General features: G+C 60.7%; 20 protein-coding genes. 8 read left to right on the forward strand and 12 right to left on the reverse strand.

What is annotated here, in order from left to right:
* Positions 1-9: 9 nt before the first annotated feature.
* The 4 genes from ACZ9BE_RS08090 to ACZ9BE_RS08105 are packed head-to-tail and all read right to left on the reverse strand — an operon-like array spanning position 10 to position 3,801.
* On the reverse strand, positions 10-657 hold the full coding sequence (locus ACZ9BE_RS08090; RefSeq protein WP_024012451.1) for a CpsD/CapB family tyrosine-protein kinase: 648 nt from the start codon (positions 655-657) through the stop codon (positions 10-12).
* Positions 657-1,403, reverse strand: a complete 747-nt coding sequence (locus ACZ9BE_RS08095) for a sugar transferase (protein ID WP_016774101.1) — start codon at positions 1,401-1,403, stop codon at positions 657-659. Before ACZ9BE_RS08095 ends, ACZ9BE_RS08090 begins: the two co-directional genes overlap by 1 nt.
* A 14-nt stretch (positions 1,404-1,417) precedes the next feature.
* Positions 1,418-2,452 (reverse strand): NAD-dependent epimerase, encoded by a 1,035-nt coding sequence (locus tag ACZ9BE_RS08100; RefSeq protein WP_041478601.1) that lies wholly within the window; start codon positions 2,450-2,452, stop codon positions 1,418-1,420.
* Positions 2,449-3,801 carry a UDP-glucose dehydrogenase family protein gene (locus ACZ9BE_RS08105; protein WP_252869170.1) on the reverse strand — a complete coding sequence of 451 codons (1,353 nt, stop codon included), beginning with the start codon at positions 3,799-3,801 and terminating at the stop codon, positions 2,449-2,451. Before ACZ9BE_RS08105 ends, ACZ9BE_RS08100 begins: the two co-directional genes overlap by 4 nt.
* Before the next feature lie 389 nt (positions 3,802-4,190).
* On the opposite strand from ACZ9BE_RS08105, the gene ACZ9BE_RS08110 reads away from it, so the two are divergent.
* Positions 4,191-5,888, forward strand: coding sequence for a sulfatase-like hydrolase/transferase (locus tag ACZ9BE_RS08110; protein ID WP_476249202.1), 1,698 nt, complete (start codon positions 4,191-4,193; stop codon positions 5,886-5,888).
* A 140-nt stretch (positions 5,889-6,028) separates the two neighbouring features.
* On the opposite strand, the gene ACZ9BE_RS08115 is transcribed toward ACZ9BE_RS08110, so the two are convergent.
* A complete protein-coding gene (locus ACZ9BE_RS08115; protein ID WP_476249203.1) occupies positions 6,029-7,048 on the reverse strand; it encodes an AraC family transcriptional regulator in 1,020 nt (339 codons plus the stop codon).
* On the reverse strand, positions 7,045-7,989 hold the full coding sequence (locus tag ACZ9BE_RS08120) for a LysR family transcriptional regulator (RefSeq protein WP_476249204.1): 945 nt from the start codon (positions 7,987-7,989) through the stop codon (positions 7,045-7,047). The genes ACZ9BE_RS08115 and ACZ9BE_RS08120 overlap by 4 nt, the downstream gene beginning before the upstream one ends.
* Before the next feature lie 96 nt (positions 7,990-8,085).
* Here ACZ9BE_RS08120 and ACZ9BE_RS08125 point away from each other — a divergent pair, with 96 nt between their 5' ends.
* The gene (locus ACZ9BE_RS08125; protein WP_476249205.1) at positions 8,086-8,934 is read left to right on the forward strand and encodes a helix-turn-helix domain-containing protein; all 849 of its coding nucleotides are present in this window, start codon (positions 8,086-8,088) and stop codon (positions 8,932-8,934) included.
* A 12-nt stretch (positions 8,935-8,946) separates the two neighbouring features.
* On the opposite strand, the gene ACZ9BE_RS08130 is transcribed toward ACZ9BE_RS08125, so the two are convergent.
* A complete protein-coding gene (locus ACZ9BE_RS08130) occupies positions 8,947-10,920 on the reverse strand; it encodes an alkyl/aryl-sulfatase (protein ID WP_476249206.1) in 1,974 nt (657 codons plus the stop codon).
* Positions 10,921-11,059: 139 nt separating this feature from the next.
* On the opposite strand from ACZ9BE_RS08130, the gene ACZ9BE_RS08135 reads away from it, so the two are divergent.
* From ACZ9BE_RS08135 to ACZ9BE_RS08160, 6 genes are all read left to right on the forward strand, one after another.
* Positions 11,060-11,713, forward strand: a complete 654-nt coding sequence (locus ACZ9BE_RS08135) for an ABC transporter ATP-binding protein (RefSeq protein ID WP_016774109.1) — start codon at positions 11,060-11,062, stop codon at positions 11,711-11,713.
* Positions 11,713-14,181, forward strand: coding sequence for an ABC transporter permease (locus tag ACZ9BE_RS08140; RefSeq protein WP_476249207.1), 2,469 nt, complete (start codon positions 11,713-11,715; stop codon positions 14,179-14,181). Before ACZ9BE_RS08135 ends, ACZ9BE_RS08140 begins: the two co-directional genes overlap by 1 nt.
* Positions 14,171-15,238: a lipocalin-like domain-containing protein gene (locus ACZ9BE_RS08145; protein ID WP_476249208.1), complete on the forward strand. Its 1,068-nt coding sequence runs from the start codon at positions 14,171-14,173 to the stop codon at positions 15,236-15,238. Before ACZ9BE_RS08140 ends, ACZ9BE_RS08145 begins: the two co-directional genes overlap by 11 nt.
* A 137-nt stretch (positions 15,239-15,375) precedes the next feature.
* Positions 15,376-15,618: a hypothetical protein gene (locus ACZ9BE_RS08150; RefSeq protein ID WP_056784562.1), complete on the forward strand. Its 243-nt coding sequence runs from the start codon at positions 15,376-15,378 to the stop codon at positions 15,616-15,618.
* An 11-nt stretch (positions 15,619-15,629) separates the two neighbouring features.
* Positions 15,630-15,830, forward strand: coding sequence for a hypothetical protein (locus ACZ9BE_RS08155; RefSeq protein ID WP_150635715.1), 201 nt, complete (start codon positions 15,630-15,632; stop codon positions 15,828-15,830).
* Positions 15,831-15,916: 86 nt separating this feature from the next.
* Positions 15,917-16,501: a hypothetical protein gene (locus ACZ9BE_RS08160; protein ID WP_056784570.1), complete on the forward strand. Its 585-nt coding sequence runs from the start codon at positions 15,917-15,919 to the stop codon at positions 16,499-16,501.
* A gap of 323 nt (positions 16,502-16,824) precedes the next feature.
* Here ACZ9BE_RS08160 and ACZ9BE_RS08165 read toward each other — a convergent pair whose 3' ends face one another.
* The 5 genes from ACZ9BE_RS08165 to glcD all read right to left on the reverse strand — a co-directional run bounded on the left by ACZ9BE_RS08165 (position 16,825) and on the right by glcD (position 23,210).
* On the reverse strand, positions 16,825-17,652 hold the full coding sequence (locus ACZ9BE_RS08165; protein ID WP_056784574.1) for a glycosyltransferase family 2 protein: 828 nt from the start codon (positions 17,650-17,652) through the stop codon (positions 16,825-16,827).
* A gap of 309 nt (positions 17,653-17,961) precedes the next feature.
* Positions 17,962-19,350, reverse strand: coding sequence for a 2-oxoadipate dioxygenase/decarboxylase HglS (hglS, locus tag ACZ9BE_RS08170; RefSeq protein WP_476249209.1), 1,389 nt, complete (start codon positions 19,348-19,350; stop codon positions 17,962-17,964).
* Between the two features lie 88 nt (positions 19,351-19,438).
* Entirely contained in the window at positions 19,439-20,659 is a 1,221-nt protein-coding gene (gene glcF / locus ACZ9BE_RS08175) for a glycolate oxidase subunit GlcF (RefSeq protein ID WP_476249210.1), read from the reverse strand.
* 2 nt (positions 20,660-20,661) lie between these two features.
* Positions 20,662-21,711 carry a glycolate oxidase subunit GlcE gene (gene glcE / locus ACZ9BE_RS08180; RefSeq protein WP_252877848.1) on the reverse strand — a complete coding sequence of 350 codons (1,050 nt, stop codon included), beginning with the start codon at positions 21,709-21,711 and terminating at the stop codon, positions 20,662-20,664.
* A complete protein-coding gene (glcD, locus tag ACZ9BE_RS08185) occupies positions 21,711-23,210 on the reverse strand; it encodes a glycolate oxidase subunit GlcD (RefSeq protein WP_252879848.1) in 1,500 nt (499 codons plus the stop codon). Before glcD ends, glcE begins: the two co-directional genes overlap by 1 nt.
* Positions 23,211-23,265: the final 55 nt, after the last annotated feature.

The following is a 23,265-nucleotide window of genomic DNA, read 5'->3' on the forward strand; positions in this document are numbered from 1 at the left end:
TGCGTTCGCTTACAGGTTTTTGTAAAGCCATTTGGGCATGTAGTACTTGCGCCGGTTGAACACGCTGCCGACCACTTTCGCCCCGGCCTGAGTCAGGCGTTGCACAGCGGCCTGGGCGACTTCCCAGCGGGTGTCTTCGGCGCGCACGACAAACACCACGCCGTCGACCTGAGTACTGATGACCAGGGTGTCGGCGGCGGAATACACCGCGTCGCCGTCGATCACCACAAAGCGGTACTGGCTGCCCAACTGGTCGAGCAACGGGCTCAGGCGCTCGGCGGTCAGGTGTTCCAGCGTGCGGATCGGCCGGCCGTTGGGCAGCACATGGAAGGGCAGGCTCGAGACCTGCACCACGCAGTCCTGCAACAGCGGCGGGTTGCCCGGGTTGAACAGCAGGTCGCGCAGGCCGCGCTCCTTGCCGAGGTTCATCTGCTGGGTGAGGTTGTTCGCCGACTGGCTGGCGTCGACCAGCAGCACCTGGCCGCTGCTCATCTGCGCCAGCTGACTGGCCAGTGCCAGAGCGCTGGTGGTGGTGCCGGCGCCGGGGTTGGCGGCGGTCAGGAACAGAATGCGCAGATCGAGATCCAGCACGGTCGAAGTCAGATTCGATTCGCTGGGGCTGGCGATGCTCAGGCTTTTATTGGTTGAACCGTCCATTAGCTTGCTCCGTGGCCGCTGAATACTTTGAAGGGGGTTTTCAACAGAATCTTCAGATCAAGCAGAAGGCTCTGCTCGGCGATGTAGCTGAGGTCCAACTCAACGCGCTGGTCGAAGTCGATGTTGCTGCGTCCGGAGATCTGCCACAGACCGGTCATGCCGGGGTAGATCGCCAGACGCGCGAGGTGATTGTCCTTGTAGCGGTAGGCGTTGAACGAGGTCGGACGAGGGCCGACCAGGCGCATGTCGCCGGTCACTACGTTGATCAGATTGGGCAGCTCGTCGAGGCTGGTGCGCCGCAGAAAACTGCCGATGCCGGTGACGCGCGGGTCCTTGTCGATCTTGAAGTCGATGGCGTCAGCCCCGTGTTTGTTCAGGTGGCGCAGCGACTCTTTGAGTTCTTCGGCGTTGCTGACCATGGTGCGGAACTTGAACATGCCGAACTTGCGCCCGCGATAACCGGTGCGTTTCTGCACGAACAGCACCGGCCCCGGGCTGGTGAGCTTGATGGCCAGGGCCAGGCCCAGCAGCACTGGCGAGATCAGCACGAGAATCGTCAGCGCGCCGAGGCAGGCGACCACCCGGTTGGTCCGCGACAGCTGCCATGGGCGGCCGCCATCGCGGCCGCTGAGCCAGCCGCGACCCTGGCGGTGGATCGCTGCGTCGAGGCGCATGCGATGTTCCGGGTCGACGCGCTTGTCAGGGCGCATCTGTGCAATCGACACACTTCTTTCATGTCCAGTCATGGCGTCCTCCGCATTCAATCAGCCGCAAGCGGCGCACGGGCAGTGGGGTAGTAGTCGCGGAACCAGGCGATGAAGCGGCCCAGTCCTTCATCCAGTTCTATCCGGGGCTGGAATCCGGTGGCCTGGGCCAGATCGCTGGCCTCGGCGCAGGTGTTGAGCACGTCGCCCGGTTGCAGCGGCAGCAGCTCGACAATGGCTTGCCGATCGAGATGTTTTTCCATCAGCGCGAGGTAGGTTTTCAGTGCAACCGGCTGCTGCCCGCCAATGTTGAACAGACGCCACGGCGCCATGCTGCTGGCCGGGTCGGGCTGCTCGCGATCCCACTGCGGATTGGCTTGCGGTGGCTGATCGATGAGGCGTGCGATGCTTTCGATGATGTCGTCGATGTAGGTGAAATCGCGCTGGTGCTCGCCGTAATTGAACAGCTTCAGCGGCTCGCCTTCGCTGATCGCCCGGGCGAACTGGATCGGCGACATGTCCGGCCGACCCCAAGGCCCGTACACAGTGAAAAAGCGCAGGCCGGTGCAGGGAATGCCGAACAGATGGCTGTAGCTGTGCGCCATCAGTTCATTGGCTTTCTTGGTCGCGGCGTACAGCGACAGCGGATGGTTGACGCCATCCTTGACCGAGTAAGGCGTGTGTTGATTGGCGCCGTACACCGAACTCGACGAGGCGTAGATCAGGTGCTCGACCGGGTGGTGGCGGCAGCTCTCGAGAATGTTCAGGAAACCGTTGAGGTTGCTGTCCAGATACGCCCGTGGATTGTCCAGCGAATAACGCACCCCGGCCTGCGCAGCCAGATGGATCACCACTTGTGGCTGCTCGCGGGCAAACAGCGCATCGATCGCTGAAGCGTGGGCCAGATCCACCGTCGCCAGCGGAAAATCGCCGACCTGCTCGCGCACCCACTGCACGCGGTCGTGCTTGAGCTGCGGGTCGTAGTAGTGATTGAAATTGTCCAGGCCGACCACCGAATGCCCGTCGCGCAGCAAGCGCAGGACGCAATGGGCACCAATGAAACCGGCGGCACCGGTCACCAGAATTTTCATGGCCGCAGCCCTTCGGGGGCGATGTGGCGCAGGCCGATGCCGCTGTAATGCAGGCCGGCGGCGGCTACTTGTTCCGGGTTGTAGAGATTGCGCCCATCGATGATTACCTTCGAACGCAGCTTCTCGGCGAGCAGTTCGAAATCGACCACGCGGAAGTTTTTCCACTCGGTGCAGATCACCAGCGCGTCGGCGTCTTCAAGGGTGTCGTCGCGGGTCGCGCACAAGTGCAGGTCGTTGCGGTAGCCGTAGATGCGCCGGCACTCGGACATGGCTTCCGGATCATAAGCCTGCACGCTGGCGCCTTCGGCCCACAACGCGTCCATCAGGTAACGGCTGGGGGCTTCGCGCATGTCGTCGGTGTTCGGTTTGAACGCCAGGCCCCAGACGGCGATGGATTTGCCGGCCAGGCCTTGCGGAAACTGCGCGCGCAATTTGCTGAACAGGATGTGCCGTTGGCTGTCATTGACGTCGGTGACGCTGCGCAGCAGTTTCAGCGGCATGCCGTTGTGTTCGGCGGTGTGCAGCAAGGCCCGCAGATCCTTGGGAAAGCACGAGCCACCGAAGCCGCAGCCCGGATAGATGAAGTGATAGCCGATGCGCGGGTCGGAGCCGATGCCTTTGCGCACCGCTTCGATGTCGGCGCCGAGCAGCTCGGTGAGATTGGCCAGTTCGTTCATGAAACTGATGCGGGTGGCGAGCATCGCGTTGGCCGCGTACTTGGTCAGCTCGGCGCTGCGGTTGTCCATGAACATCAGTTTTTCGTGGTTGCGGCAGAACGGCGCGTACAGCTCGCTCATCTGCTCGCGGGCAGCGTCGTCGCGGGTGCCGATGATGATCCGGTCCGGGCGCATGCAGTCGGCGAGGGCGCTGCCTTCCTTGAGAAATTCCGGGTTGGATACCACGCGCACCTGCAGCTCGGTTTTGCCGCGCTGCAGCAATTCGTTGGTGGCCGTGGCCAGAACCTGATCGGCAGTCCCGACCGGCACTGTGGATTTGATGATCAGCGTGCGATCGGCCTCCATCAGGCCGGCGATCTGCCGGGCGACGTTGAGTACATGGCTGAGGTCGGCTGAGCCGTCTTCGTCCGCCGGGGTGCCGACGGCGATGAAAATCAGCTCGGCGTGAGTCACCGCATCACTGGCCTGGGTGCTGAACAACAAGCGCCCGGCCTTGATGTTTTCTTCAAGTGTTGCGGACAGGCCTGGTTCACTGATGGGCGGTACCGCTTGTTGCAGTTGTTTGATCTTGTTCGGATCAATATCAATGCATAAAACCCGATGACCGACATCGGCAAGTGCAGCGGCTTGTATAAGTCCGACATAGCCAGTGCCAAATACGCTCACGTCCATCTGCGCACCTCAATAAAACCAGAAAAGTTAACTACGGAATGAGATTGTTAAAGGGGTATAGCGCAGGGTTTGAAAAGCGTGTCAGCAAAATGACATGTTGCACGGGTATAACACTTGAGGCGTTTTTGGCGATTGGCCATCAAGTCATTGCTGCGATTGAATTTGTTCTTTCTTTGCAGATTTGTTCAGATTCAATTTAACCGACAGACGGTCTAAGTCCCCGAAATTAAAGGCTTTCATCCCCCCGGGTGTGTCAGATTTGAGTCACCGTTTTTTTGACGCTTTACCCGGCTATCAGTCATTTCTTGCGCTTTGATGGCCGGGTGCTAGTGTCAGGTTCTGACCGACAAAGCTTTGACAACCTCCCATTTCGGACGGCCGGTATCGCCATGTTCAAATACGCCAAGGAACTGCTTTTAGTTGCCTACTTATTGCTCTTTTCCGACTACTATCTGGACCGGTTAAATGCTATCGGGTGGGGTTTTAATGTACTTGTTTTTGGCGCGATGTTTTTGGCGCTTACTTTCGCGTTATATCTAACTGCCTATATACGTCAGGCTCTTGTTCGACATGCGTTCGCATTAACGCTGTTTGTGGCGGCGGTTTTTTTCGATGTCTATACCCGGGTCACGGCGGATTACCTGAGGTACAGCGATTTTGTCTCGCTGGTGTACTCCGGCGGCTTCATTCAGGAAGCGGCCTATCAGTACCGCGACGCGATCCTGCGCGCGCTGCTCAGTGGCTTGCTGCTGTTGTTCGGCATCGGGCTCAAGCCGCGTCATGCGCTGTTCATACCCAACACGTTGCGAGTAGCGGCTCCGGTCATCGGCGTGTTGATGCTCAGCGCTTTGCTGTTTTTACGTGCGGGTGAGGGCGCACGTGGTCTGCCGATCATGTACACGCCGCTGGCCTACCTCAACCTGTTTGCTTACGAAGCGTTGCATGACACCGTCGGCCCGCGTGAATCGGTGACGCTTGCGCGCGCCACGCCTGCCGTCGGCCACGATATCGTGCTGATCATCGACGAAAGCATTTCCGGCAATTACCTCGACATCAACGCGCCGTTCGGCGTGCACAGCAACCTCAAGCAAGCGCCGGCCGGGGTCGATGTCTTCAACTTCGGTTATGCCGCGTCCATTGCCAACTGCAGCGCCGACACCAACGTCACCTTGCGCTACGGCGGCACCCGCGCCGATTACAGGCGCATCAACAGCACGTTGCCGTCGATCTGGCAGTACGCGAAGAAGGCCGGGCTCGGCACGGTGTACATCGACGCCCAACGCACGGCCGGCAACCTGCAGAACCTGATGACCGCCGCCGAGAAAAACGACATCGACAGTTTCGTGCAATTCGACCAGACCAGCGTGCGCGACCGCGATATGGCGGCAGCGGCGAAGCTGATCGAATTGCTCAACGACGATCGCCCCGAGCTGATCGTGATCAATAAGGTCGGCGCGCATTTTCCGGTGCATGACAAATACCCGGACGCGTTCATGGCCTACCGGCCAACGCTGCCGCGCGGGCAGTTCACCGAAGTCGCCGACACTGGTGAACGCCCCGGTTTCAATGGCCAGCCAGATGACTGGGTGCTGTATCGCAACGCCTACAAGAACACGCTGTTGTGGAACGTTGGCGAGTTCTTCGCCCGGGTGTTTGCCCAGGCCAATCTGGACAATGCGCTGCTGATCTATACCTCCGATCATGGCCAGGATCTGCATGAGCGTGGCAACCCGGGCTTGAATACCCATTGCGGCGGCGACCCGGTGGAAGAGGAAGGGCTGGTGCCGCTGGTGGTGATTCAGGGCCGTGGATTGCAGGCGCCGGACTGGGCGGCGAATCTGCCGGCAAACAAGGACCGCTCCAGCCACTACAACATCTTTCCGACGCTGTTGCAGGTGATGGGTTATGACCTTGCGGGGATTGAAGCGGTATATGGCAAACCGCTGAGCGTGCCGACGGCGGATGAGTTCACTTTCAACTACCGCTTCAATGCGCGCTTGGGGGCCAAGCCTGAGTGGAAGCATATTGATCTGGGCAGCATCGTCACCCCTGAGCGGGCACCGGCGAGTGTGGCTGCGGGGCAGTGAGTTTTGGGTTGCTCGGGCGGGCCTCTTCGCTGGCAAGCCAGCTCCCACAGGGTTCGAGGTTGTTCACAAATCCTGTGTCAGCACTGGCCTCTGTGGGAGCTGGCTTGCCAGCGATGGGGCCAGCACTGACACCTGCCAATTCAAAGCTTCAGCCACCGCGCCCGATACTCCCCAGGCGCGCACCCCAGCCAGCGCGCGAAAGCCCGGTTGAATCCCTGCACATCGCTGTAACCCAACCGATCAGCCACTTCGACCAGCTCCAGCGCCCCGGATTGCAGCAGGTCCTCGGCACGATAGCGGCGATGCTCATCAAGCAGTTCGCTGAAAGTCCAGCCCAACGCCTTCAAACGCCTTGCCGCCGTGCGCTCAAGCAAATGCTGTGTAACACAGAACTGCTGCCAATCCGCTGTCGCCAGATCTTCGATCAGATAATCGCTGAGCTGTCCGAGCAAGGTCGATTCACTGAGACGTCGGGTCTGTTCCAGCAGATCGACAAGCGTTGTCTCCAATGCCGGATTGCCCAGTGTCAACGGCATCACGAACAGCTGCGGATCCAGATAAATCGCCGCGCATGACTGCTCTGCGCTCACCGGGGCGCGCAATGCCGATTGATGCTGCTTGCGGCTTGCCGATGCCAGTGCCACACCTAGCACCGGATCACGATTCACGCCGCTGGCGAGCAATTTGCGTCGTACCAGGCTGCACAGGCTGACAAGGATGTAATCGGTCAGCGCCGCTGGAGCACCCAGACTGCCGGCTTCGACCAGACGCAGTGTTACGCCGTCATCTTCACGCAGGATTTGCACACGGAAATGTCCGTTGAAAAACGCAAAGTACTCGGCGAAAAACGCACAGGCACGTTCCAGCGACACGGCGACATCGAACAGATAGGTCAGCCCGTTGGTGGCCGTCGAAACGAAACGTTCACCCGCCGCCAGACCGATCAGTGGATCCCCGCTCTGTTCCACGGCAAACGCCCAGAAGCGCCGCGACATCAGCAGCGGCATGCGCGTGAACGGCGTGCGCAGATCGAACAGGCTGCGGCGCAGCTGCGCTTCGATGGCGTCTTGGGTAACGCCGCGCGCGAGCAATTCTTCAATGGCCGGCAGCAGGGTCGGCGCGTAAAAAGCGTTGACGGGTTGCGGATCGATTTTGCTCATGTTGTGCGCGCGTCTCCCGTAGCTCCGTTAGCCGCCAGCAAACGCTGATCGACGCTGAGGATCGCCTCGATCATCGCCCGCGCTGCTGGCGTCAGGGTAAAACCGGCGCGGCTGACGATGCCGTAACCCAGTTGCAGCGCAGGCTCGTCATGGGGGACGTCGACAAAGTCGAGCAGCTCGATCAGGCCTCGATCAAGTTGTTCACGCAAGGCCTCAAGCGTGGCGAGCCCCACCGCGTCTGAACGCAGCACTACGCGCTGGATCGCGTCAAATTGTGCGCACTCGACGCTCGGGGTGAAGTCCTGCTCACCGAGGATATCGGCGAGCACCTTGCGGATCATCGGTGGAATGCGCGTGCCGACGATCGGGTAATCGAGCAGGGCGCGCAATCGCAGGTCTCGTTGCGCGAGGAGCGGATGGCCGGCGCGACAGAAAAACCGTCCCGGCCGCGTGCGCAGCAGGTGTACCTCATACTGCGGATCGCTGACGAAGTGCCGCGCATCGGCGACGAAAAACTCGATCTGCTGCTCGCGCAACCACAGCGTCAATTGCTGCCAGTCGCCCTGATGAAACCGCGTGCGAATCGCCGGATGCGCATCAATGAAGTCGGCCAGCGCTTCCGGCACCAGCACTTGCGCCGGATACGGACCGCAACCGAATTGCAGTTCGCCGCCGGTGAGGCCGTTGTATTGCGTCAATTCGTTGTGCAGCGCCTGACTGCCAGCGAGCAGGCGCCGCGCATGTTGCAGCACCAGTTGGCCTTGCCCGGTCAGGCGAAACTCACGGCTGCTGCGCTCGACCAGCTCGCAGTCAAGGTCACGCTCCAGAGTCTGGATGCTGCGGCTGAACGCCGGTTGGCTGAGGTTGATCGCCTCGGCGGCGCGACCGAAGTTGCGGTAATCAGCGAGGGCGACCAAGTGGCGAAGCTGGCGAAGATCCATCATGCGTCTCCTGCATTTTGTGAATACTTTTAATGCATTGGATCGATAGCACGTCCGCTGGCATAAGTACACGCCTGTTCTTCGATGGCCGCCTTCATGTCTCAGCCTCTGTTCGCCTCCAGCGCGTTCACCCGCACGATTCTCGCGCATGCTCGCCAGTCCGGGCTGTGCCCGCAACGCTTGATGACGCGCATCGGGATCTGCCCGTCTGTGCTCGCCGGGCAGCATCAATTGATCGCCGCACAAGCGCTTGAACGGTTGTGGCGTGAGTGTGAATGGGCCGGGGTAGCGCCGACGTTTGGCTGCGAACTGGCCGACGGGATGGCGACCGATTGCCTGCAAGGACTGAATATTCTGCTCGACTCGGCCGCGACCCTGCGGGCCAGTCTGAAGTGCTTCATCGACTGCTTGCCAAGGGTGATCAATTACGTTGCGGTGGAGTTGGACGAGGCAGGCGATTTCGCTCATTTGCGCCTGCGTTCGCAGCAGGGGCAGTTGCATCATTTCGCTCTGGATGCGGCAGTGATAACGCTGGTGCGCAACATTGCCCGTCGACTCGGCGGGGCGCCTGGAGATTTGTTTGTGAGTGTCAGCCTGCGCCCCGCGCAAATGGCCGGTGGCTGGCTGCGTGGAGTGGGTATCGCGGTCGAGCAGGGCGAGCATCTGTGCCTGACCTTGCCGCGCTCCAGGCTCGATCAGGCCTTGCTGGGCGCCAACCCGTTTCTGCACCAGAGCATGCTGCGCCACTGGCACGCTGCAACTTGCGCGCCTGCGCGTGAGGACAATCTGACGATGGCGCGGCACTGGCTGACGGCGGGCGATCAACCGATCGAGCGGATCGCTGAGCGGCTGGGTTATCGCCAGCCGAGCAACTTTATCCGCGCGTTTCGCAAACAGTTCGGGATTACGCCGAAGCAATTTAGATTGAATCCCGGTCAGGCATGAGGGGCGTTTGGCCTAAGGCGTGACGATATTGAACTGCGGCCCGAACGTATCCAGGCTGCCCATCAATAATCCGAATTTCTGACCATTGCCCTGCAACTTCACCAGCCCTTTTTGCATCGCCGTCGGGAAGTCCAATTGCTTCAGGCTGATCTTCTCCAGCGTATCGCGGCTCAGGCTGACGCTCGCATCCGCCGCCGGATTCAAGCCGGCGCGGTGAGTCAGCACGCCGTTGCGCAGGGTCAGGGTGAAATCCTTTTGCACATCGTCGAACGTCCAGTTCAGCGTCAGGTCATGGGCCACGGCTTTGTCGCTGTCCAGGCGTACCGCGAGGTAATCGAAGAACATTTCCGGACTCATCGCCCGGACCATGTCCACCGATACGGTATTGGCAGACTGCGGTGGTACGCCGTTGCGCAGTTCCATCGCACCGGTCAGGTACATGTTGCGCCAGGTGGCGTTCTCGCTTTGATAACCCAACTGCTCCAGCGTCTCGGCTTGAGCGTTGCGGGCATCCGCGTTGTCCGGATCGGCGAACAGCAACTGGTTGCCCAACTGCGCGGCCCATCGGTAGTCAGCGCTGGCCATCGCACTGCGCATTTTCTCCAGCACCGACGCGGCACCGCCCATGGCCTCGACCGAGCGTTTAGCCGCATCCACCGGCGGCAGCGGATTGAGGTTGGCCGGGTTGCCGTCGTAGAAACCCATGTAGCGCTGATACACCGCGCGCGTATTGAAACTCAGCGAGCCGTAATAACCACGGGTGTACCACTTCTGATCGAGTGAGCCGGGCAGTTTGTTGATTGCTTCGGCAATTTCCAGCGGCGTCAGGCCCTGGTTGAGCAAGTGCAGGGTTCGGTCGTTGATGAAGGCGTACATGTCGCGCTGATCGGCGAGCAAAGTACGAATGCGCTCACCACCCCAAGTCGGCCAGTTGTGTTGGGCGAACAGCACGTCGGCCTTGTCGCCGTAGCGGGCCAGGCTGTCATCGAGGTATTGCGACCAGGCTTTGGCGTCACGCACCTGCGCACCGCGCGGGGTGAGGATGTTGTGCATCATCTGCGTGGCGTTTTCGGCCATGCACAAGGCTTTCAGCTGCGGTAGATAAAGGTTCATTTCCGCGGGCGCTTCGGTGCCTGGGGTCAGCTGGAATTCGACTTGCAGGCCAGCGATGGTGCGGGTTTCCAACGGCTCGGCAATCAGATCGGTAGGCGCGATCAGTGTGACCGTGCCACCGCTGGGCGCGCTCTTGCCGAGGCCAGCGTCGACCTGGCCTTTTTCACTGCGCGGCAACAGGCTGCCGAACTGGTACTGCGCGCGGCGGCTCATGGCATTGCCGGCCATGACGTTCTCGCTCATCACGTGTTCCATGAAGCCCGCTGGCGCATACACCTTGACCTTGCCGGACTTGACATCGGCCTCGTCGATCACCCCGCGCACGCCGCCGAAATGATCGACATGAGTGTGGCTGTAGATCACCGCGACGACGGGTTTGCGCGGGCGATGGGCGTAGTACAGATCCAGCGCCGTCCTGGCGGTTTCGGCCATGGTCAGCGGATCGATGATGATCAGCCCGTCGTCACCTTCGATGATGGTCATGTTGGCGAGGTCGAGACCGCGTACCTGATACAGCTTGGGGCTGACCTCGAACAGACCGGCGTGGGCATTGAGTTGGGCCAGCCGCCACAGGCTCGGATTGACCGATTCCGGCGTCTTGTCTTTGGCGAGGAAATCATAGGCATTGACGTTCCAGATGACTTTGCCGGCGGCATCCTTGATCTGGCCCTTGAACGGTGCGATCAAGCCTTTGCTGACGGATTCGAAATCGGTGCGGTCGCTGAAAGGCAGGGTTTGCAGTACGGCAGCGTTGCTTGCGGCGGTTTGCACGCTCGGCGCCACCGGACCGTCAGCAGCGAGCAACGGCTGGCTCAGGCAAGCGGTGATCAGGCAGGTCAGCAGGCCGCGCGGGCTCAGGATGAAACGGGGCATGGGTGTCTCCGGTTTTATTATCGTTATGGCCGAACAGCCAGCAGCTTAAGGCGCGGCGCTGGGTTGACGATGATCATCAGCGGACAAAAACCATTCAGGGCCGCTATCCTAGGCCCAGGTTCACTGATCGGGTTTGCCCATGCTTGAGGTTCGCGACGTTTTCAAAAGCTATGCCACGCCACAGGGATTGTTGCCGGTGCTGCAAGGCGTCGACCTGACGCTTGAAGCAGGTGGCAGCCTGGCGCTGATGGGCGAATCGGGCAGTGGCAAAAGCACGCTGCTGCACCTGGTGGCGGGGCTGGACAAGGTCGACAGCGGCAGCATCCGCAGCGGTGAACATCGTCTGGAAGCCATGAGCGAAGCGCAACTGGCCAACTGGCGACGTACGGAAATCGGTCTGGTGTTTCAGCAGTTCAACCTGATCGGCAGTCTGCGCGTGGAAGACAATCTGGCCTTTCAGGCGCGCCTGGCCGGGCGCCATGAGCCGCGCTGGCAAGCGCATCTGGTGCAGCGTCTGGGTCTGGGCGATCTGCTCTCGCGGTATCCCGAGCAACTCTCCGGCGGTCAGCAGCAACGAGTCGCTTTGGGCCGAGCATTGGCTTCGCAGCCGAAATTGCTGTTGGCCGATGAACCCACCGGCAGCCTCGATGAAGCGACCAGCGATGAAGTGCTGCGGCTGTTGCTGGAATTGCTCGATGACACGCCGACGACCCTGCTGATGGTCACCCACAGTCAGCGCGTCGCGGCGCGATTGGCCCAGCGTGTGGTGTTGTCGAACGGGCGGGTCGCCTGATGATCTGGCGCCAAACCCTGCGCGCGCTGCTCAGCCACTGGCGGCGCCATCCAGTGCAGTTTTTCAGCGTGCTGACCGGGTTGTGGCTGGCCACCAGTCTGCTCACCGGCGTCGAGGCGCTGAACAGTCAGGCACGTGACAGCTACGCGCGGGCCAGCCAGATGATCGGCGGCGAACCGCAGGCCAGCCTCAGCACGCCGAATGGGGCGCTGTTTCCACAGCGCTGGTTTATCGAATTGCGCCGTCAGGGCTGGCCAGTGTCACCGGTGTTGCAGGGCCGGCTGACGCTCAAGGGCCAGGAAGATCAACGCATTCAAGTGATGGGGATCGAGCCGGTGTCGCTGCCGTCGGATTCGGCAGTAGCCGGGCAGGCGATGCCGATCGAGCGCATCGTCGAGTTTTTCAGCCCGCCGGGCAGCACCTGGATTTCCCCGGACACGATGCAAATGCTCGGCTTACGCGAAGGTGATACACCGCAAACCGTAAACGGCCAAACCCTGCCGCCACTGCTCGCGCAGAAGGACATGGCGCCGGGCCTGTTACTGGTCGACATCGGCGTAGCGCAACGCCTGCTCGAACAACCCGAGCAATTGTCGCGACTGCTGCTACCCAAGGACTTTCATCAAGAATTACCGGCCAGTTTCAATGATCGCTTGCAGCTCAAGAGTAGCGGCGAAGAAAACAACCTCGCGCGGCTGACCGAGAGCTTTCACCTCAATCTCGATGCCCTTGGATTTCTGTCGTTTCTGGTCGGCCTGTTCATCGTCCACGCCGCCATCGGCCTCGCTCTGGAACAGCGCCGAGGTTTGCTGCGCACCTTGCGCGCCTGTGGCGTCAGTGCACGAATGCTCATTGCGTGTCTGGTGGTTGAACTGGGTGTGCTGGCGCTGATCGGCGGATTGTTCGGTGTGATCAGCGGCTATTGGCTGGCCAGCGTGCTGCTGCCGGACGTCGCCGCCAGCCTGCGCGGTCTGTATGGCGCGGAAGTGGCGGGGCAGTTGCGTTTGAGTCCCTGGTGGTGGTTCAGCGGCATAGGGCTGAGCCTGCTCGGCGCGTTGCTGGCCGGGGCCAACAGTCTGCTGCGGGCGGCGCGCCTGCCGTTGCTGGCGGTGGCCGATCCGCAGGCGTGGCATCAACAGTATTCGCGCTGGTTGCGCCGACAGGGTTGGCTGGCGACAGCGCTGCTGACAATTGCGCTGGCAGCGCTGATCTGGGGCGACAGCCTGAGCAGCGGTTTCGTGCTCATGGCCGGGCTGTTGCTCGGTGCCGCTCTGGCCTTGCCGGTGTTGCTCAGCGCGTTGTTGAACCCGTTGCTCGGGCGCAGTCGTTCGGTGCTCGGCCAGTGGTTTCTCGCCGACTGCCGCCAGCAACTGCCAGCCCTGAGTCTGGCGCTGATGGCGCTGCTGTTGGCGCTCGCCGCCAATATCGGCGCCGGTAGCATGACCGCCGGTTTTCGCCAGACCTTCAACGACTGGCTCGAACAACGCCTGAGCGCCGAGTTGTACATCAACCCGGCCAATCCGGCGCAGGCCCGCGAGATGCACAGTTGGCTCAAGCAGCAGCCCGACGTGACCGCTGTGCTGCCCAACTGGCAGGTTTCGGTGACGCTGCAAGGCTGGCCGGCCGATGTCTACGGCATCATCGACCACTCCTACTATCGCCAGCATTGGCCGTTGCTCGACAGCAGTGGCAGCGATCCGTGGGGCAAACTGGCCACGGACGATGCGGTGATGCTCAGCGAACAACTGGCGCGACGCCTGAAAGTGAAGCCGGGCGAGCATCTGAACATTCCCACGCCGAACGGCACATGGTCGCCGCGCATCGTCGGCATCTACGCCGACTACGGCAATCCGAAGGGGCACGTGCTGATCAGCAGTGAGCACCTGCTGCGCGGCTGGCCGCAACTCACGCCGAACCGCTTCAATCTGCGTATCGACCCAGCGCAGATTCCGGCGCTGCTCAACGCCTTGCAGGCGCGGTTTGCGCTGGATGACAACCGCATCGTCGATCAGGCGCGGCTCAAGGGGTGGTCGGTCCAAGTCTTTGAACGCACATTTGCTGCGACAGCAGCTTTGAACAGCCTGACCCTGGCCGTGGCCGGTGTGGCGCTGTTCATCAGTCTGTTGACCCAGAGCCAGAGTCGCCTCAGTCAGCTCGCACCGCTGTGGGCGCTGGGCGTTACACGCAAACAATTGATGCTGCTCAACCTCGGTCAGACCTGGCTGCTTGCCGTATTGACGTTGCTGTTGGCGCTGCCGTTGGGCATCGCTTTGGCGTGGTGCCTCGATGCGGTGATCAACGTGCAGGCGTTCGGCTGGCGACTGCCGCTGCGGGTGTTCCCGTTGCAGTTGTTGCAACTGATGGGCCTGGCCTTGCTCGCGACTTTACTGGCTTCGGCATGGCCGCTGTATTCGCTGTACCGCACACAACCGGCGGACTTGCTGAGGACGTTTGCCCATGAGGACTAAATGGCTCGTGCTGATGATTGCGCTGCTGCTGGCTGGCTGCGATCAGCCTGCACCGGAGGAAAAGGGCTTTGCCGGCATGGGCGATCAGGCGCAATCGTTCACCCCGGTGGTGCCCGGACGGGTATTCTGCTTCCCGGCCGATCATGGCGCGCATGATGGTTTTCGCATTGAGTGGTGGTACGTCACCGCCAACCTCAAGGATCAGCAGGGCAATGATTTCGGCGTGCAATGGACGCTGTTTCGCAGCGCCCTGAAACCCGTCGCCGAGCAGGCCGGTTGGGGCAACCAAACGATCTGGCTGGGCCATGCGGCAGTCACTTCGCGCTCGGTGCATCATGCCGCCGAGCGCTACGCCCGGGGCGGAGTAGGCCAGGCCGGCGTGCGCTTGGCGCCGTTCGAGGCGTGGATCGATGACTGGATGTTTGCCAGTCAGGCGCAGGATCCGTTGAGCGATATGCAACTCAGTGCTCGTGACAAGAATTTCGCTTATCAACTGCGCCTTACCTCCAGCCGACCGCTGGTGCTGCAGGGCGACAACGGTTTCAGCCAAAAATCCGAAGAAGGCCAGGCGTCGTATTACTACAGCCAGCCATTTTTCCAGGCCAGCGGCACGCTGCAGATCGACGGCCAGGCCTACACCGTTAGCGGCCCGGCGTGGCTCGATCGCGAGTGGAGCAGTCAGCCACTCACCGCCAATCAAACTGGCTGGGACTGGTTCTCGCTGCATCTGGACAGCGGCGAACACGTGATGCTTTATCGCATGCGGCAGAAGACCGGCGCGCCTTATCTGACCGGCACCTGGATCGCCGCTGACGGGCAGATTCAGACGTTGCGCAGCGAGCAGATCAGCCTTGTGCCGCAGGACACGGCAAAGGTTGCCGATCGACCGATGCCGGTGAAATGGTCGATCCGCATTCCTGACAAGAAACTCGATATCAGCGTTGACGCGATCAACCGCAATGCGTGGATGGATTTGCGTATCCCGTACTGGGAAGGGCCGGTGAAGATTGATGGCAGCCATCCTGGCCAAGGCTATCTGGAAATGACCGGGTATTAACGGCGGCACCGCTTTCTTCCCTGTGGGAGCGAGCCTGCTCGCGAAAGCGTCAGCGCTGTGACCGCTGAGTTAACTGACTGGAACTCTCGCCAGCGCTCTCCGCTCTACCCAGAAACCCGCCATTTTCGGACTCACCCATGAGCGACGACCTGCAACCCCCAGACCTCGACACCTGGCAGCGCCTGTTCGACGATCAAGCCTACTGGCAGAACTCCCCTGACGCTCACTACCTCGATCTGCAACGCATCGCCGATGACCTGCTCGGCCAAGGCGCAATCGATCTTGAGCAATGGCAGTTGATGCGCGCCAAAGCCGACGATCTGCACAAGCAGTCACCCGAGGTCAACGTCGCCCGCGAACTCGAAGATCCCGAAGCCTGAGGACTCCTGCCATGAATACCACCAACAACCAGAACGACAACCCCGACGAGCCACGCCCGGCCGGCGAAACCGAGCGCGACAATGATGCCCTGCGCCCGACCGATCCCAAGCAGCGGCAGGACAGCGGCAAAGGCACGCCGGATGGCGAATCCACCGCCCAAGAGACTGCCAAGCCACATACCCGTGGGCCACAAACCCAAGTCAAGCCCTGAACAGCGTCTATGCTCACTGGCACGCCTGCTGCTGAAGTCGTTTCGGCGGTGGGCGTCGCCATTTCATCACAGGGAAAGTAATGCATATGAAGCTCGACGCTCTGGCCAAGGCCATCACTCTCGCAACGCTGCTTTCTGCTGCCAGTTTCGGCGCTTTAGCTGCCGACATTCCGTTATCCGCCGTCGTTGAGGCCGATTCCGTTACCACCAAAGTGCTCGCCGTCGACCCGGCCCATCACCAGGTCGTGCTGGAAGGCCCCGAGGGACGTCAGGTCCACGTTCAGCTCAGCGACAAAGCGAAAAATCTTGCCAATCTCAAAGTAGGGGACCTGGTGAAGATCGAGGTGCAGCGATCTGTCGCCGCTTATCTCGATACAGACGTGGATAAAGGTCTGCCAGGCACCACCGAACGTACCGGCGAACTGCGCAAGGCCCCGGGCAGCGATAACCCGGGCGGCGAGGCCTATCGTCAGGTTCAGGTGCAGCTGAAAATCAGCAAAATCGATTTGAAGACCAATCAGGTCACCCTCCAAGATCCGTCCGGACAATCGAAGACGCTCGATGTGAAGAAGCCGGAGATTCAGGCCAAGTTGAAAGATCTGAAAGTAGGGCAGAGCGTTATTGTCACTTACACCGATATCCTGAAAGTGACCAGTCAGCACGATAGTTGAGTATTAACTCTACAAGTTTATTGCTCTTGTATAACTTTATGTATGAGAGCAATCATATAAAGTTTTTTGTAAGACAATTCCCGGGATAAATCGGTAAAACACAGTTTTTAAATTTTCAGTGCAAAAATTTCATGTTTGCCCATGACGACAGGTCCACTTGTTTGAATTAAAATCCTCGGCGTTCGCCCAGTGTCAGGGCTCTTTACCGGTGCAAGGATTGCCAGGCCGTAACACTGGGCGAACTCCACTACTGACGAAAGTTGTATACAGAATCTGCAAACAAAAAGGGCGACTTTGCAGTCGCCCTTTTTTATTGTTTTCGATCAAGTCGAAGCTTGCATACCGGTTTTGCCATGCTGCCCCTGCAAGCGCTTGAGTGTCTGCTGGTACATTTTTGTACGGCGATGATCCTTGCCATATGTGCCTGCCGCCGCGACGGTGCCGGCCTGGATGTGATCCAGATAGCGGAAAATCTTCCGCGGCGAGAGGAACCTGACGCCATAGCCCAACCCGACCATTCGATCCTGAAGCGTGTAACCAGGCACCTCCTCATCCATGCAGAAGTGCAGCCCGAGCGACTTCATCAAACGCGCATTCCACAGCGTACAGAAACTTTTCAGATGCGTTTCTTTATACGGGCGTGGTGGTTTCGAACGCAGGCCGAAATGAACTTTTAGCCGACGAACATGATGTTTGCAGAACCGCGAAGTTAACCGCCAGGTATCACGCAGTAACCCACGATCAAGTTGCTCAACACAACCGACCGCCGCCATGTCCGCACTTTTCGTGCATTCGCGCATCATCATCGCGAACACTTCCATGTCGTAGACAAAGGTATCGGTGTGCAGCAGAAACAAATAATCGGTCTCAACTTTCGCCAAGGCCAGATCCAGCGCCTTGCCATGGGCAATATGCCCCATTTCCTTACCGGGCGACGGCCGCTCGATCAGATTGATCCAGTCCAGCGAACGCAAATAATCGAGGCTGGCATCCGCCGAATCGTTATCCACCACCCATACTGGAATGCCCTGCGCCTGAACATGCTCGCGCAACAGTTCCAGACACATGCGGGTGATGTCCGGGGTTTTGTAATTGACCAGAACAAGACTGAAGTCGGGATGCGGCTGGGTAGGCAGATCGAAGGCTTTCATGTCGGAGGGACTCATCCACGGCTCAAGACGACAGGTTGATGAGCCGGGATGCTAGCGGGGGAAGCTTAGGTGAAGCTTAATTTGCCGATCTGATTGGTTTGTGAAAACAAGCGGGATAATTCAGATCCGACATTGTTTTCCAATAGATGCAGCGACCATTTGGTTTTGTCGCTTGTCCTGAACGGCGGTCCATCCGCAAAACCTGTGGGAGCGAGCCTGCTCGCGAAGGCGTCTTTCCAGTCACATCATCGGCGACTGTTACACCGCTATCGCGAGCAGGCTCACTCCTACAGTAGAGCGGTGCAAAATTCAGGTGAGTTTGATCCGCAGCACTTCGGCACATTCCTCAATCGACCGCCGTTGCGTCTCGGCGTACAACCCCAACTCATCAATGGTCGAACGCTCCAGCGCCTGTTCGAAAGCATGTCGATTGGAGTGTTCGGCGTAATGCGCCTGTGCGGCATCCCCCAGGTTCGACTGAAAAATCCCCGCCGCGCTCACCGGCAGGAAATCTTCGTACACCAGCGGCTCCGCTTTCACGTAGCCATCGCGCAGCAAATCCTCCAGTGACGATTCGCCAAGTCCGTGCGCCGCGATGCCCTTTTCCGTAGCGAAATAACGAAAGTACGCCAGCCCCTGTTCGCGCATGCCCTCGATGCTGTCAGGAAATTCGGCAAAGTGCTGAGTCATCAGCGCGTCGTAGCGTGCGGCATTGGCTTCATTGGGGAAGTCGCCCAGTTCATCGCGAGCGGCATTCAACAAGCGGTCATACAGCGCGCGACCCTTGGGTGTCAGAGCTGCGCCGCGTTGTTCGATTTCGCCGAAGCGCGCGCTGTGGCTGCCACGGGTTTCGGGCTGATCGGTGAAGGCGATCGGCTCGTCCAGCGCCTTGAAACTGGTCTGGCGCAGCAGGATCGGGCAGTTGCGGCGTGGTGGACCTTCGATCACCGCTTTGGGTGTGATGCCATGGGCAGGCATCTGCTCCTGCACGGTGTCGATGTCCAGCGTGCGTGGGGTCAGGTGGTTGATGTGCGGGCCTTTGAACGCAACGACATCGGCGATCAAGCGGTGCTGAGCGCTGAGTTTTTGGTATTGCGCGGCACTGACGGTGGCGCTGTGGTGCCAGCGAAAAGTCTCCAGTGCCTGTCGGACGAATTCTGCGGCTTCGTCGTCATTCAGTCCGCCTGCCGTTTCCGCCTGTTCAATCAGGCGCAACGCCTCTTCAGTAAAAATCGAACGACGGGCCAGTACCGACTCGGCAAACGAACGCAATTCGGCGTCTTCAATCAGCTCCAGGCGCAGCAACGAGGTGAACACGCGAAACGGGCTGACCTGCAGCGCTTCTTCATGCACCGCGCGAAACGCCGTTGAATGCACCGGCACACCGGCCGGGGTCAGGTCGTAATAACCCACTGGTTGCATGCCCATCACCGCGAACAGGCGGGCGAGGGTAGCCAGTTCGCTCGCGGTGCCGACGCGAATGGCGCCGTGGCGTTCCATGTCCAGGCGTTCGATTTCGCCGGTGCGCTTGAGCTGTCCGGCGATGTCAGGCTGACGTGCCAGCACTTCGCGATTGGTTTTCTCCACCAGTTCCATCAGCGCGCCGTACAGCGGCACCTCTTCGCGGTACATGTCGGACATCGCTCGGGAGAAGCGTTGGCGGATCAGGTCGGGGCTGACGAACGGCTGCACGGTCATGAAAAAAATTCCTGCCACGGTGACGAAATGGATGCCGGAAAAGATCGCAGCCTTCGCCCACGCGGGCAAACGAAGAATCCTACGAACTTCATTCTGCCAACGACTGATCCACCAGCTCGATCCAGTGTCTGACCGGCGTGCGCCCGGCGCTCGCCAGATGGCTCTGACAGCCCACATTGGAAGTGACGATCAACTCAGGCCGGCCGCTTTCCAGAGCGTTGAGTCGCTGGTTACGCAGTTGCCGCGCCAGCACCGGTTGGGTCAGCGAGTAAGTGCCCGCCGAGCCGCAGCACAAATGGCCATCCGGTACCTGCGTGAGGTTGAAGCCGAGTCGGGTCAGCACGGCTTCCACGGCGCCGCCGAGTTTCAGTGCGTGCTGCAAAGTGCACGGGCAATGCACGGCGATGCGTCGTTCGCTGGCGGCGCACACTTGCTCCAGCGGTTCCTCGGCGATGATTTGCACCAGATCCCGAGTCATTTCGCTGATCCGGCGTGCTTTCGAGGCGTAGATCGGGTCGTCCGCAAGCAAATGCCCATAATCCTTGATGAACGCGCCACAACCGCTGGCCGTTTGCACGATGGCTTCGGCGCCATTCTGCAAGTGCGGCCACCAGGCGTCGATGTTCTGTCGAGCGCGGTCAAGACCTTTGGCCTGGGCGTCGAGGTGATAGTCGAGCGCACCGCAGCAACCGGCCTCGCTCACCGGAGTGACGCTGATGCCCAGACGATCGAGCACCCGCGCGGTCGCGTCATTGGTGTTCGGCGACAGACCCGGTTGCACGCAACCTTCGAGCAACAACACCCGGCGCGGATGCCGAGGAGCGGGGCGCGACCCCATAACACCCAAGTGTTGCGGCAGTTTGCTTTCCAGCAGGCGCGGCAGCAGCGGTCGAAAGGTCGCGCCCATGCGCAGCAAGCCTTTGAACACAGCCGGATTCGGCGCCAACGCACGCAAGCCTTCGCGCAGCAAGCGCTGAGCGGCCGGGCGCGGCACCGCGCTGTCGACTACCGCACGGCCGATGTCGAGCAGGTTGTGATAATCGACGCCGGACGGGCAGGTGGTTTCGCAGTTGCGACACGACAGGCAGCGGTCCAGATGCAGCTGCGTCTGCTCGGTGGCCGGTGCGCCTTCCAGCACTTGCTTGATCAGATAAATGCGTCCGCGCGGGCCATCGAGTTCATCGCCGAGCAATTGATAGGTCGGGCACGTAGCGTTGCAAAAGCCGCAATGCACGCAGGTGCGCAGGATCTTTTCCGCTTCGCCTGCGCGGGGCAGTTGGCGCGATTGCTCGCTGAGGGTGGTTTGCATGGCTAAACCTCCGCGTACATTCGCCCGGGGTTGAACAGCCCTTGCGGGTCGAGTTGTGCCTTGAGTTGCCGGTGGTAGCGCAACAGGGTTGGCGCCAAGGGTTGAAACGGCGAGTCGGTGGCACCGTGGGTAAAGCACGTTGCATGGCCGCCCAAGGAATGGGCGAGTGCGTGAATCTCAGAGCTTTCGGATTTCACCCAGCGTTGCGCGCCGGCCCAGTCGATCAGTTGCTCGCCGGGCAACTCGAGAGGGCCGAGATTGTTCGGCAATGACAGGCGCCACAGCGGCAAACCTTCGTCGAAAAAACTCAGGCGCTGTTCGTTGAGGTCGCGCCAGAAAACCGAGTCCAACGGCTCACCACCGAGCCGTTGATGCGCCGCCGTTACCGAACCTTCGCCGCCTTCCAGACGCAGATACAGACTCTGGCCATCGTGACATGCCGCGCTGATCGGCAGCGGTTGCTGGCCCCATTCGGCAAGTTTGCTCAAGGCCCGAGCGCAGTCGATATCGAGGCGAATGCTCAGGCACTGGCGCGGTTTCGGCAGGACTTTCAGCGACACTTCGGTGAGCACGCCGAGGCAACCGAAACTGCCGGCCATCAGTCGCGAAAGGTCATAACCGGCGACGTTTTTCATCACTTCGCCACCGAAGCGCAGATGCTGACCGAGGCCGGTGATCACCCGCGTGCCGAGAACGAAGTCGCGTACCGAGCCGGACCACGGCCGGCGAGGTCCGGACAGTCCCGTGGCGACCATGCCGCCGACCGTGGCGCTGTCGGCGAAGGACGGCGGTTCGCAGGGCAACATTTGCCCGGCCTCATCCAGCGCCGCAAGCAGCTCGGACAACGGCGTGCCGGCACGTGCGGTGACCACCAGTTCGGTCGGATCGTATTGAACGATGCCGCGATGAGCACGGGTGTCGAGCACTTCGCCGGCCACCTCGCGACCGAGAAAGGCCTTGCTGTTGCCGCCCTGAATCTTCAGCGGCGTGGCATTGGCCCGCGCGGCGTTGACCTGATCGAGCAGGGCGTTGGCGGCGTCGAAATCAGCCATCAGAATCGCTCCAGCTCGGGGAAGGGCAGTTGCCCGGCGTGAATGTGCATCGCGCCGAACTCGGCGCAGCGGTGCAGGGTCGGAATGTTCTTGCCGGGATTGAGCAGGCCCTGCGGATCGAACGCGGCTTTCACTGCATGAAACAGCAGTAACTCGTCGCTGTTGAACTGCGCGCACATCTGATTGATTTTTTCGCGGCCGACGCCGTGCTCGCCAGTGATGCTGCCGCCTACCTTCACGCACAGTTCGAGGATCTTGCCGCCCAATGCCTCGGCGCGATGCAGCTCCCCGGGCTGGTTGGCGTCGAACAGAATCAGCGGGTGCATATTGCCGTCGCCGGCGTGGAACACGTTGGCCACGCGCAAGCCATATTCCTCGCCGAGGCTGGCGATACCTTGCAGCACAGCGGGCAATTCGCGGCGCGGGATGGTGCCGTCCATGCAGTAATAATCCGGCGACAACCGGCCGATCGCCGGAAACGCATTTTTGCGCCCGGCCCAGAAACGCACGCGCTCGGCTTCGTCCTGGGCCTGGCGCACCTCGGTGGCGCCGGCCGCTGTCATGACTTCCCGTACGCGCTGGCAATCGTCGTGCACGTCGGCTTCGACACCGTCGAGTTCGCACAGCAGAATCGCCTCGGCGTCGACCGGGTAACCGGCGTGGATAAAATCTTCGGCGGCGCGAATGGCCAGGTTGTCCATCATTTCCAGGCCTCCGGGAATGATCCCGGCAGCGATGATTTCGGCAACCGCTCGGCCGGCCTTCTCGACTGAATCGAAACTGCCGAGCAGGACCTTGGCGACTTGCGGTTTGGGCAGCAGTTTCACCGTGACTTCGGTGATGATCCCCAGCAGGCCTTCGGAGCCGGTGAACAAGGCGAGCAGGTCAAAACCGGCTGAATCGAGCGCCTCGGAGCCCAGCGTCAGACGTTCGCCCTCGATGGTCAGTACTTCGATTTTCAACACGTTGTGCACGGTCAGGCCGTACTTGAGGCAATGCACGCCACCAGCGTTTTCCGCGACGTTGCCGCCGATCGAGCAGGCGATCTGCGATGACGGATCCGGTGCGTAATACAAGCCAAATGGGGCCGCCGCCTGGGAGATAGCAAGATTGCGCACCCCCGGCTGAACCCGCGCGATACGTGCAGCGGGGTCGATGTGCAGGATGTTGTTGAACCGCGCCATCACCAGCAGCAGGCCCTTTTCCAGTGGCAGCGCGCCGCCGGACAAGCCCGTACCGGCACCCCGCGCGACGACAGGCACGTTGCTTTGGTGGCAGAGTTTCAGCAGGGTTTGCACTTGTTCGAGTCGACGGGGCAGGGCGACCAGCATCGGCGTGGTGCGGTAGGCGGAGAGACCGTCGCATTCGTAGGGTTTGAGTTCATCTTCGCGCCAGAGGATGTCCAGGTCCGGCAGGGCTTGTTGCAGAGCCTTGAGCAATTCGCCCTTGTTCACCTCGGGCAACGGACCGTCGAGGCGTTCGTCGTAAAGGATGTTCATGGGAACGCCAACCTTCTGTCTCCGCTGATCGTTCCCACGCTCTGCGTGGGAATGT

The sequence above is a fragment of the Pseudomonas sp. TE9122 genome (genome assembly GCF_056278925.1).

What these genes read in the sequence shown, in the direction of transcription:
- ACZ9BE_RS08090 (WP_024012451.1), bottom strand. Translation starts at nt 657, where the DNA reads ATGGACGGTTCAACCAATAAAAGCCTGAGCATCGCCAGCCCCAGCGAA.
- ACZ9BE_RS08165 (WP_056784574.1), bottom strand. Translation starts at nt 17,652, where the DNA reads ATGAAAGCCTTCGATCTGCCTACCCAGCCGCATCCCGACTTCAGTCTT.
- ACZ9BE_RS08095 (WP_016774101.1), bottom strand. Translation starts at nt 1,403, where the DNA reads ATGACTGGACATGAAAGAAGTGTGTCGATTGCACAGATGCGCCCTGAC.
- hglS (WP_476249209.1), bottom strand. Translation starts at nt 19,350, where the DNA reads ATGACCGTGCAGCCGTTCGTCAGCCCCGACCTGATCCGCCAACGCTTC.
- ACZ9BE_RS08110 (WP_476249202.1), top strand. Translation starts at nt 4,191, where the DNA reads ATGTTCAAATACGCCAAGGAACTGCTTTTAGTTGCCTACTTATTGCTC.
- ACZ9BE_RS08135 (WP_016774109.1), top strand. Translation starts at nt 11,060, where the DNA reads ATGCTTGAGGTTCGCGACGTTTTCAAAAGCTATGCCACGCCACAGGGA.
- ACZ9BE_RS08115 (WP_476249203.1), bottom strand. Translation starts at nt 7,048, where the DNA reads ATGAGCAAAATCGATCCGCAACCCGTCAACGCTTTTTACGCGCCGACC.
- glcD (WP_252879848.1), bottom strand. Translation starts at nt 23,210, where the DNA reads ATGAACATCCTTTACGACGAACGCCTCGACGGTCCGTTGCCCGAGGTG.
- glcE (WP_252877848.1), bottom strand. Translation starts at nt 21,711, where the DNA reads ATGGCTGATTTCGACGCCGCCAACGCCCTGCTCGATCAGGTCAACGCC.
- ACZ9BE_RS08125 (WP_476249205.1), top strand. Translation starts at nt 8,086, where the DNA reads ATGTCTCAGCCTCTGTTCGCCTCCAGCGCGTTCACCCGCACGATTCTC.
- glcF (WP_476249210.1), bottom strand. Translation starts at nt 20,659, where the DNA reads ATGCAAACCACCCTCAGCGAGCAATCGCGCCAACTGCCCCGCGCAGGC.
- ACZ9BE_RS08140 (WP_476249207.1), top strand. Translation starts at nt 11,713, where the DNA reads ATGATCTGGCGCCAAACCCTGCGCGCGCTGCTCAGCCACTGGCGGCGC.
- ACZ9BE_RS08130 (WP_476249206.1), bottom strand. Translation starts at nt 10,920, where the DNA reads ATGCCCCGTTTCATCCTGAGCCCGCGCGGCCTGCTGACCTGCCTGATC.
- ACZ9BE_RS08120 (WP_476249204.1), bottom strand. Translation starts at nt 7,989, where the DNA reads ATGGATCTTCGCCAGCTTCGCCACTTGGTCGCCCTCGCTGATTACCGC.
- ACZ9BE_RS08160 (WP_056784570.1), top strand. Translation starts at nt 15,917, where the DNA reads ATGAAGCTCGACGCTCTGGCCAAGGCCATCACTCTCGCAACGCTGCTT.
- ACZ9BE_RS08100 (WP_041478601.1), bottom strand. Translation starts at nt 2,452, where the DNA reads ATGAAAATTCTGGTGACCGGTGCCGCCGGTTTCATTGGTGCCCATTGC.
- ACZ9BE_RS08155 (WP_150635715.1), top strand. Translation starts at nt 15,630, where the DNA reads ATGAATACCACCAACAACCAGAACGACAACCCCGACGAGCCACGCCCG.
- ACZ9BE_RS08145 (WP_476249208.1), top strand. Translation starts at nt 14,171, where the DNA reads ATGAGGACTAAATGGCTCGTGCTGATGATTGCGCTGCTGCTGGCTGGC.
- ACZ9BE_RS08105 (WP_252869170.1), bottom strand. Translation starts at nt 3,801, where the DNA reads ATGGACGTGAGCGTATTTGGCACTGGCTATGTCGGACTTATACAAGCC.
- ACZ9BE_RS08150 (WP_056784562.1), top strand. Translation starts at nt 15,376, where the DNA reads ATGAGCGACGACCTGCAACCCCCAGACCTCGACACCTGGCAGCGCCTG.